Here is an 8,654-nt window from a genome sequence, read left to right as displayed (position 1 = left end):
AAAAGGCTCTCCCTCGCTATCGCTCGGTCGAGTAACTCGCGCTGGTGGCTCCGTGACCGCACTGCGACCGCAGGCCTGCCCTTCCCCGGGGGTCGCCCCCGGGCGGGCGACCCCGGCCACCGCACCGCGGGCGGTCTATGAGGGTCGACTCGGGGCCATATCGGCAGTGGGTGGCCGAACGAATCGTATCGGAGACAGACCGTAGGAACGGCAGTCACGCCGAGTCGGTTTGCCAACCGAAGAAACGCTCGAATCCGTACGTGAATCCGAGAAAGAGAACGGCGAACACGACCCAACGAAAGATGTCGAACGTACCCGTGAACGCGAGGACGTTGAAGATGTACGACAACGACGCCCCGACGAAGGCGGCGACGTAGAGGTTGCGCCGATGGTGCATAGAGAATAGTCAACCGAACAAGGTATAACTCTTCTTCCGACTGGCCAGTTCGTACCGCATAAATCGAGGGAGGACGAGGACACATCGAACTGCAGACGCGCCCTGTGCTGGGCAGGCGCTTCGAATCGGTCCGCGAGAAGAGCCGTCGAGTGACACTGTCCGGGCCGCCCGTGAACTACCCCTGCCTACTCGCCGCCTTCGGCGGCTCCTTGAGGCAGGGGCTTCCTGCTTCCAAGACGCGCTTTGCAGGAACAACCGCAGTTCCCGTAGGGAACGCAGTCTCCACAGGCGTATCTTCGGAGTGACCCACTCCTAGTTCTGACAGACCGCGAAGAAGAATGTTCCACGCTGCGTTTGCGTCTCTGTCGGCCTCGAAGCCACAGGCAGGACAGGAGTGCTCACGCACCCACAGCGGTTTGTCGGTTTCGACGCCACAGTTGGCGCACTCTTTGGTGGTGCCTTCGGGCTCAACTTCCACGAAGTACGTGCCTTCCCGCTCGCACTTGTATTCGAGCATCTCGGTGAAGGTGTTCCACACCGCCGATGCCGTGTTGCGGCTGTTTCCCGGCGATTCCAGCATGTCTTTCACGTCGAGGCCTTCGACCGCGACCAGTTCGTACTCCTGAGCGTAGTAGTTCGAGAGTTTGTGCAAGAAGTCACGCCGCTTGCGCTTAATTTGCTGGTGGCACTCAGCAACTGTCTGCCGCTGTTTTTCCCAGTTGTTCGACCTATGCTCCTTGCGTGAGAGGTTGCGCTGCTCCCGTTCGAGTCTGTCGCGTTCTACCGCGAGATCAAGAGATACAACCGCCGTGCCGTCAGTGTCGTGGGCATACTTCAGAATGCCCACGTCGATCCCGACCATTTCGTCGGCGTCAATCTCCTCCAGCGACGGTTTGGGCGGTTCCTCTTTGTCGTCAACGGCGAAGGAGGCGTACCACTCCCCAGTTGGTTCTTTCTTGAGCGTGACTTCTTTGACGGTCTCCTCATCTGGGATTTGTCGGTGGCACTCAATCGGAATATCCACGAGTTTCGACAACGAGAGTACAGTCTGACCGTTCTTCTTGTCGAACTCGAAGCCAGACTGGACGTAAGTGAAACTGCGGAAGTCGCTGGGTGCTTTCCAGTTGAGACTGCCAACGTCGTACCCCCTCTCTTTCAGTTCAGAGAGTGCTTTGATACTGTCTTCAATCCGCATGACTGCGGCTTGTGCCACCGTTGAGTACAGGTCATTCAGCTCGTCCCACCAGTCTTTGAGATCGGTGAGTTGGTCGCGCACTTGTCGCACTCGTTGATTGAGTGTGCCTGCTGATTCGGGGATTTGTTCAAACTCGTTGAGTGCGTGGTTGTAGAGTTGCCTACAAGTGTCTCGGTGGTAGTCCAACAGCTCACGCTGTTTGGCGGTTGGCTTGAGCCGGAACCTGTAGGCGTAGTGCATCGGTTATGATTCACGCTGTTCGATAAGCTCATCTAGTTTCTCTTGGACGAATGAGGAGAGATTCAAGTGGTTGTCCTGAATCCACTCCTCTTGATCTTCACGGATGGTGATTGTCTTCCGTTTCATTGTCTGCATATCATATGGATTATGCATAAGATATTTTCGGTTTGCGTGGGCCTGTGGGCCAGTAACACAACAGTGTACGGAAAACGATGACGGCGCTGTATCCCCTCCCTACTGCGCTCCTTGTCCGCTGACGCGGACTGCGGTGCTCCTTGAGGGAGGGGGCTTAGCGCCTGCATTCAGCTAAACCGTCGGGAAAGCGAGCAGCGCAGTCAGTCCTGCGGGAGGGCGTCCTCTCCGGGAGTCGGCGTCGCGAGGTCGGCGGGGCTGAAGCGCTTCCAGAGGACGAGGCCGCTGGGGAGGACCAGCACGCTCACCGCGAAGGAGGCGAGCAGTGCGATCACGACCAGCGCGGCGAAGCTCTGGAGTTGGGTGCTCGGGACGAGAGCGATGGTCAGGAACGCGCCGGCGGAGGTGAGCGTGCTGCCGAGTAGCGCGCCGCCGGTCCCGGTGACGGCCGCCGACAGTGCCGCGTAGGTGTCCTTGCCTGCGTGGAGTTCGTCGGCGAAGCGGTCGCCGACGTGGATGTTGTAGTCGACACCGAGCCCGATGACGAGGCTCATCAGCAGGGCCGTCAACAGCGTCAGCGGGATGTCCAAGAGGTACATCCCGGCGATGACGAGGCCGACGACGATACCGATCGGAACCGCGACGACCGCCCCGAGCGTCGCGCTGCCGTGCATCAGTCTGAACACGGCCGACAGTGTGAGGACGATAGCGACCAACGCGACGAGCATCGTCAGGAGGATGCTGTCGGTCAGTTCGTCGAGGACGGACGCGTTGACCGCCAGCGACCCGACGACCGTCGCCGACCGCCCGTCACCGGCCATCGTCGACGACGTGTCTTCGAGCGTCGCGACCGTACTGTCGGTCTCTGCCCAGTCGGCGGTAAGCGACATCGTGACCAGCACCGATCGGTACTCGCCGTCCGTCCGTTCGATGACGGTACTGGCGTTCTCCGCGTCGGCGGCGTAGAACGCGTCGTAGACACGGTCGAGGTTCCGGTCGGGGACACCGTTGTCGTCGGTGTCCTCGGCGGCGAGAACGGCCGCGAACGTCTCGTTGCGCGCGGCGGTCCGTTGCATCACGGTCGTCGGCGACTGGACGACCTGCCCGCTGGATCGGTCCAGCAGAAGCCCTTCCTCGTCGGTCTGGTCGACGCCGGCACGGATGTCCTCTAGGGTGTCGTCCGCGGTGACGTCGTTCTCTATCAGGATCCGGGTCTGGCGCGCGTCGTCCGTGCTGGCCGGTTGGTAGGTCTCGTCGACGTGGGAAGACTGCTCGGCGTAGGGGTTGGTCTCCCACCCGAGCGGTCCTGGGAGTTCCTGTTTCCACTCCGCTATCTCCTGGTCGCCGCCTTGGAAGCTCTCCTGTTCGAGGCCGGTCCAGGCGGCCCCGCCGGCGAGACCGACCAGAAGGGCGAGGACGACGACGACCGGAGCGGCCCGGCGGGCCAGCGTGACGCTGCTTTCGAGGACCGGTTCGAGGAACCGCCCGCGACCGAGGGCCTGTTTCCGGCGGTCGAGTCCTACGCGTTCGAGCAGGCCGTCGATACTGATCTTCAGCGCCGGGACGACGGTGACGAAAAGCACCAGCGCCGAGACGACGCCGAGAGTGATGGTGATACCGAGGTCCTGGATCACGGGCAGAGGGTTAGCGAGGTTCGAGAGGAACCCGATGGCGGCCGTGACGGTCACGAGGATCAGCGCCGTCGCGACCAGACGGACGCCCCGCCCCATCGGTTCGCGAATGTCTTCTTCGGCGCCACGCTCCTCCCGATAGCGGTTGAAGACGTGGAAGCCGAAGTCGATCGACAGGCCGGTCACCAACACGACCGGGATGATGGTGATGACGCCGGCGCCGACGCCGAACCAACCGAGCAGGCCGAACATCCACAGGACCGACAGCACGACGCCAGTCATACCGACGACGATGTCGACGAGGTCACGGTAGGAGAACGCGAGGACGAACAGGATCAACGCGAGCGCTACCGGGACGACTAGCTGGACCATCTGGGTGAAGAAGTGGCTGCGATACTCGTCGGCGGCCGGGCCAGTGAGCGTGAAGACGTTCGCGCCGCCGGCATCCTGGGCCACCTCGTACAGCGCCGCTTCCGTGCGGTTGCGGTCGTCGCTGTCGGCGTCGAAAGCGATCGGAACCAGCATCCGCCGGTCGGTCGAGGTGGTGGCGTTGTGGTCGTGATCCGTCGGGAGGAACCGCTGTGCTCGTGGATCTTGCTGCACGGTCTCGGCGATAGCGCGGTCGACCTCCGCGTCGCTCGCGTTGTCGAGTGCGGCGACCTGTTCGTCGACGGTCGCGTTCGGATCACCGGCGACGCGCGTGGCGACGAGGTTCGAGAGTCCGGTGATCCCCGGATCGTGGAGGCTGGCCCGGACGGACTTGTTGTCCAGCAACGATTGCTGGTACGCAAGTCCCGCGATCAGCGAGTCCCGAGTGAGAACGTCGCCGCTCTCGTTGCGGACGTACACCTGTCTGAGCGTCCTGTTCGGACCGTCGTCCCGGTCGCCGTAGTTGTTCTGAACGTACTCGGCCTTTTGAATGCGCTCGTTGTCGAAGGCGTCGGCGTCGGCACCGGCCTGACTGGCCTGATCTACCTGTGGGATCCCGCCGCCGGCGACGACGCCCGTCAACACGAGCATCACTACCAACGTCAGGACGTTGTGGTCGGTGACGAATCCGATCGTTCGTCGGAGGGCATCTCGTAACATCGGTGACTCTACCTCGGTGTTCGACGGCGACTATCCTATAACGGGACGCGGGGTTACAGCCCCCGAACTGTGGGGCAAAGGTTTATATACGAGATAGCAAGCACCGCGGCGAAGAACGGGCGACGGGGCAGTTACTGGAAGCCGATGCGGCCGCTACCGCGTCGCTGGTCGCGGTCCGGGCCGCCGCCTTTGAACTCGTCTTCCATCTGCTCGAAGTACTCCCGGATGTCCTCGTCGATGGTCGGGCGGACGTTCTCCATCGCGGCCCGGAAGTGTTTCATCCCGACCGCGTCGGCGTCGTCGTCCTCCCGCAGGGCCTCGATAGCGGCCTCGCGGGCGATGGACTCCATATCCGACCCGACGTAGCCCTCGCTGACCTCGGCGAGTTCACGCAGGCTCACGTCCGGCGACAGCGGCGTGTCGTCGGTGTGGATCTTGAGGATCTGTTCGCGGCCCTCGGTGTCGGGTTCGCCGACGTACACCAGTCGGTCGAACCGGCCCGAGCGGATCAGCGCGGGGTCGATCATATCCGGCCGGTTGGTCGCGCCGATGACCATTACGTTCTCCATCTCCTCTAAGCCGTCCATCTCCGTCAGCAGTTGGTTGACGACCCGTTCGGAGACGTTCGACCCCGTCTCGCCGCCCCGGCCGGGCGCCAGCGAGTCGAGTTCGTCGAAGAAGATGATCGTCGGGGAGACTTGTCGGGCCTTCCGGAACGTCTCGCGGATGGCCTTCTCGGACTCGCCGACCCACTTCGACAGCAACTGCGGGCCGCGGACGCTGATGAAGTTGGCGTCGGTCTCGTTGGCGACGGCCTTTGCCATCAGCGTCTTCCCGGTCCCGGGCGGGCCGTACAGCAGGACGCCCGCCGGCGGTTCGATCCCCATCCGGGTGAACTTCTCCGGGGAGTTCATCGGCCACTCGACGGACTCTTTGACCTTGTCCTTGGCGTCGGTGAGGCCGCCGACGTCGTCCCACGATATCTTCGGCAACTCCACGAGGACTTCCCGCATCGCCGATGGACTCACCTCGTTGAGGGCGCCGCGGAAGTCCTCGCGCTTGATGATCATCCGGTCGATCAGACTGGGCGGTATGTCCTCCTCGTCCAGATCGATCTCCGGGAGGTACCGCCGCAGCGCCTTCATCGCCGCCTCCTTGGTGAGGCTCTCGATGTCCGCGCCGACGAAGCCGTGGGTCTCGGCGGCGAGTCGTGAGAGCGCCACGTCGTCGGAGAGGGGCATCCCGCGGGTGTGGATCTGGAGAATCTCCTCGCGACCAACTTCGTCGGGGACGCCGATCTCTATCTCGCGGTCGAAGCGGCCGGGCCGCCTGAGTGCGGGGTCGACCGAGTCGACGCGGTTGGTCGCCGCGATGACGATGACCTGCCCCCGGGATTCGAGGCCGTCCATCATCGTCAGCAGTTGGGCGACGACCCGGCGCTCGACCTCGCCGGTGACGTCCTCGCGCTTGGGCGCGATGGAGTCCAGTTCGTCGATGAAGATGATGGAGGGCGCCTCTTCGCTGGCGTCCTCGAATATCTCCCTGAGTTGCTGTTCGGACTCCCCGTAGTACTTCGAGATGATCTCCGGGCCGGCGATAGAGAAGAAACTGGCAGAGGTTTCGTTCGCGACAGCCTTGGCGAGCAAGGTCTTCCCGGTCCCGGGCGGGCCGTGCAGGAGTACACCTTGCGGTGGCTCTATCCCCAATTTCTTGAATATCTGAGGGTGTTTCATCGGGAGTTCGACCATCTCCCGGACCCGCTGGATCTCGTTTTGCAGGCCGCCGATGTCCTCGTAGGTGATGCCGCCGCCGGTCTTCTCGAAGCCGGAAATCGGCTCTTCCCGGAGTTCAACATCGGTGTCCTCGGTGATCAGCGCGACGCCGTCGGGTTCGGTCTCGACGGCGATCAGCGGGATGGCCTGTCCCGGCGAGCGCATGAACGGATGGTTCGTCGAGGACATCACGGGGACGATGTCGCGTTCGACGACCGGGCGCTTGAGGATCTGTCGTTTGACCATCCCGGCGGCGTCGGAGCCGAACTGGACGCTGGCCTCCTCTGGCGGGGCGAGCACCAGTTTCTCGGCCTTCTCGGCCTCGGCCTTCCGGATGGTGACGCGTTCGCCGATGCCCACATCGGCGTTCTGGCGCGTGAAGCCGTCGATGCGGACCGTGTCGGTGTTCCAGTCCTGCCGGTCGGCCCGCCAGACCTTCGCCGCAGTCGTGTCTCCGCCCTCTATCTCGATGATATCACCGGGGGAGAGCTTGAGATGCAACAGCGTGTCGGGGTCGAGGCGCGCGATACCGCGGCCCGAGTCGTTCGGGTACGCTTTCGCGACCTCTAGTTGAACTTCGTTCATAGTAGCGAGACGATGTGTGACACTGTGGTACGGCCGGAGATATGCTTTTTGCTACCGGCGGTCGGGATGCACGGACGAGGCACTTATATGGTAGGGTTTGTCACAGGGGTTGAACCGACAGACTGCGCGGCCGTCGGGGCCGAGAGCGTGCCGGCGTCGTGTCACTGGGCGTGGATTCCCGGTCGGCTCCGGTCACTCCGTGTTCGTGAGGTCGGTCGCTCGCTCGTCGACCGGCGGTATCACGGACTCGACGGGCGAGTCGATCAACACCGGCCCGACCCGGTAGGCCACCGAGGGCTGTCTGGACACGTCGGGCACCGTTCGCCAGAGTCGCGAGAGCGTCTCCGGCGACCGCGACGCCAGCGTGATCTGTGGCGCGGGGTCGTCCGCCGGTAGTCGACCACCGTCGAGGGTCCCCGCCGCGTCGAGGGCCTGTATCCCGGCCCCGAGGACGCGCTGTTGGTCCAGCGACCGCGTCGTCGGCGTGCCGCCGCCGGGGTAGGCCGTCAGGAGGTACTGCAGGGACAGCCCGACCGGTGGCTCGCGGTAGCGGGTCTCGTCGATGCGCGTCCGGTCGTCGTTCCCACGTGTGGCGTGCTCGTCGATGCCGTACAGCCAGAGCCCGAGACGGACCGGGTCGTCGGCCGCCACCGCCGCGGGCGAGACGGCCGCGACGGCCGCGTCCGTGAGCGAGTCGACGGCGTCGGTGACCCGCCGCGCCGTCGCCGCCCGCAGCGCCCGCGTCACGTCGGCGACGGCCGTGTGCGCCCCCATCAGCGTCCTCCCGGAACCAGTGTCGGCAGTCCTCGCAGCATCGTGGCCCGGAGTGTGTCGTCCCCCTACTTCAACGTCCGTCCGGAGATTCAAGTACCATCCCGGGACCACCCCGAGGCGTGAGCCAACGACGAACGCGACAGCAAGGCGGGCAGTCGGGCGGCGGCCGGACGCTCTCGGGACGGCTGCGGCGGCGAGTGAAAGCAGCGCTCGGACCGCGCGAGCGGTTCGCCGTACTGTTCTTCGTGGTAGCGCTGGTCGTCGGCGCGGTGGTGGCGTTTGCCCTCGGTTTCGTCCCCGTCAACCCCGGCGCGGTGACGGTCGGTCTGCCGGCGATACTGACGGCCGCGATTGCGCTCGGCCTCCTCGTCGTCGGCGTCGTACTGGCCGCCGAGGAGGCCTGGAAGGAGTGGTACCGGACGCTGTCGCCGGCCGTCGGCGTCGGTGTCGCGGCCGCCCTGCCCGCGCTTGCGGTCGCTGATATGCTCGTCGCAACCGCGCTGGCCAGCCCGTCGGTGGGTGTCCCAGCCGCGGTGCTGTCGGGCGTGGCCGTCCTCCCGGCGACGGCAGTCCTCGGAGGCCGGGCACGCCGCCAGCGCCGCCTCCCGGACGCGCTCGACCGGACGGCGACGGCGGGACTGATGGGCGTCGCGGCGGCCTGCGTCGTCGTCGCCGTGGACCTACTCGGCGCGGGCGTCCGAACACCGCGGCGGCCCTCGCCTGTCTCGGCGTCTGGGGCCTCGCGCTGATCGCTCGGCGGCGACCGACCCCGTGGCCGCCGGCGCTACGACAGGCGGCCCGGATAGCCCCGGTGACCGGTGGCCGTCGTCGGGACGGAT

At 64.8% G+C, this 8,654-nt stretch carries 6 protein-coding genes; 1 reads left to right on the top strand and 5 read right to left on the bottom strand.

The genetic code is table 11. The annotated features are described in order from the left end of the window. Positions 1–214: 214 nt before the first annotated feature. The 5 genes from GJ629_RS12310 to GJ629_RS12290 all read right to left on the bottom strand — a co-directional run bounded on the left by GJ629_RS12310 (position 215) and on the right by GJ629_RS12290 (position 7,815). Positions 215–397 (bottom strand): hypothetical protein, encoded by a 183-nt coding sequence (locus tag GJ629_RS12310; protein WP_157513325.1) that lies wholly within the window; start codon positions 395–397, stop codon positions 215–217. A gap of 175 nt (positions 398–572) precedes the next feature. After that, the gene (locus GJ629_RS12305; protein WP_157513324.1) at positions 573–1,832 is read right to left on the bottom strand and encodes an RNA-guided endonuclease TnpB family protein; all 1,260 of its coding nucleotides are present in this window, start codon (positions 1,830–1,832) and stop codon (positions 573–575) included. A 335-nt stretch (positions 1,833–2,167) separates the two neighbouring features. Further along, positions 2,168–4,684 (bottom strand): RND family transporter, encoded by a 2,517-nt coding sequence (locus tag GJ629_RS12300; protein ID WP_157513323.1) that lies wholly within the window; start codon positions 4,682–4,684, stop codon positions 2,168–2,170. A gap of 131 nt (positions 4,685–4,815) precedes the next feature. Further along, positions 4,816–7,041 (bottom strand): CDC48 family AAA ATPase, encoded by a 2,226-nt coding sequence (locus GJ629_RS12295; RefSeq protein WP_157513322.1) that lies wholly within the window; start codon positions 7,039–7,041, stop codon positions 4,816–4,818. A gap of 192 nt (positions 7,042–7,233) precedes the next feature. Next, complete coding sequence (locus GJ629_RS12290; protein ID WP_157513321.1) at positions 7,234–7,815, bottom strand: Pvc16 family protein; 582 nt, start codon at positions 7,813–7,815, stop codon at positions 7,234–7,236. A gap of 119 nt (positions 7,816–7,934) precedes the next feature. Here GJ629_RS12290 and GJ629_RS12285 point away from each other — a divergent pair, with 119 nt between their 5' ends. Further along, positions 7,935–8,564, top strand: coding sequence for a hypothetical protein (locus GJ629_RS12285; RefSeq protein ID WP_157513320.1), 630 nt, complete (start codon positions 7,935–7,937; stop codon positions 8,562–8,564). The last annotated feature ends 90 nt before the right edge of the window (positions 8,565–8,654 follow it).

Origin of the sequence: Halapricum sp. CBA1109 (genome assembly GCF_009741825.1) — an archaeon.
Lineage (GTDB): Archaea > Halobacteriota > Halobacteria > Halobacteriales > Haloarculaceae > Halapricum.
This window is presented reverse-complemented; position numbering and strand designations above follow the sequence as displayed.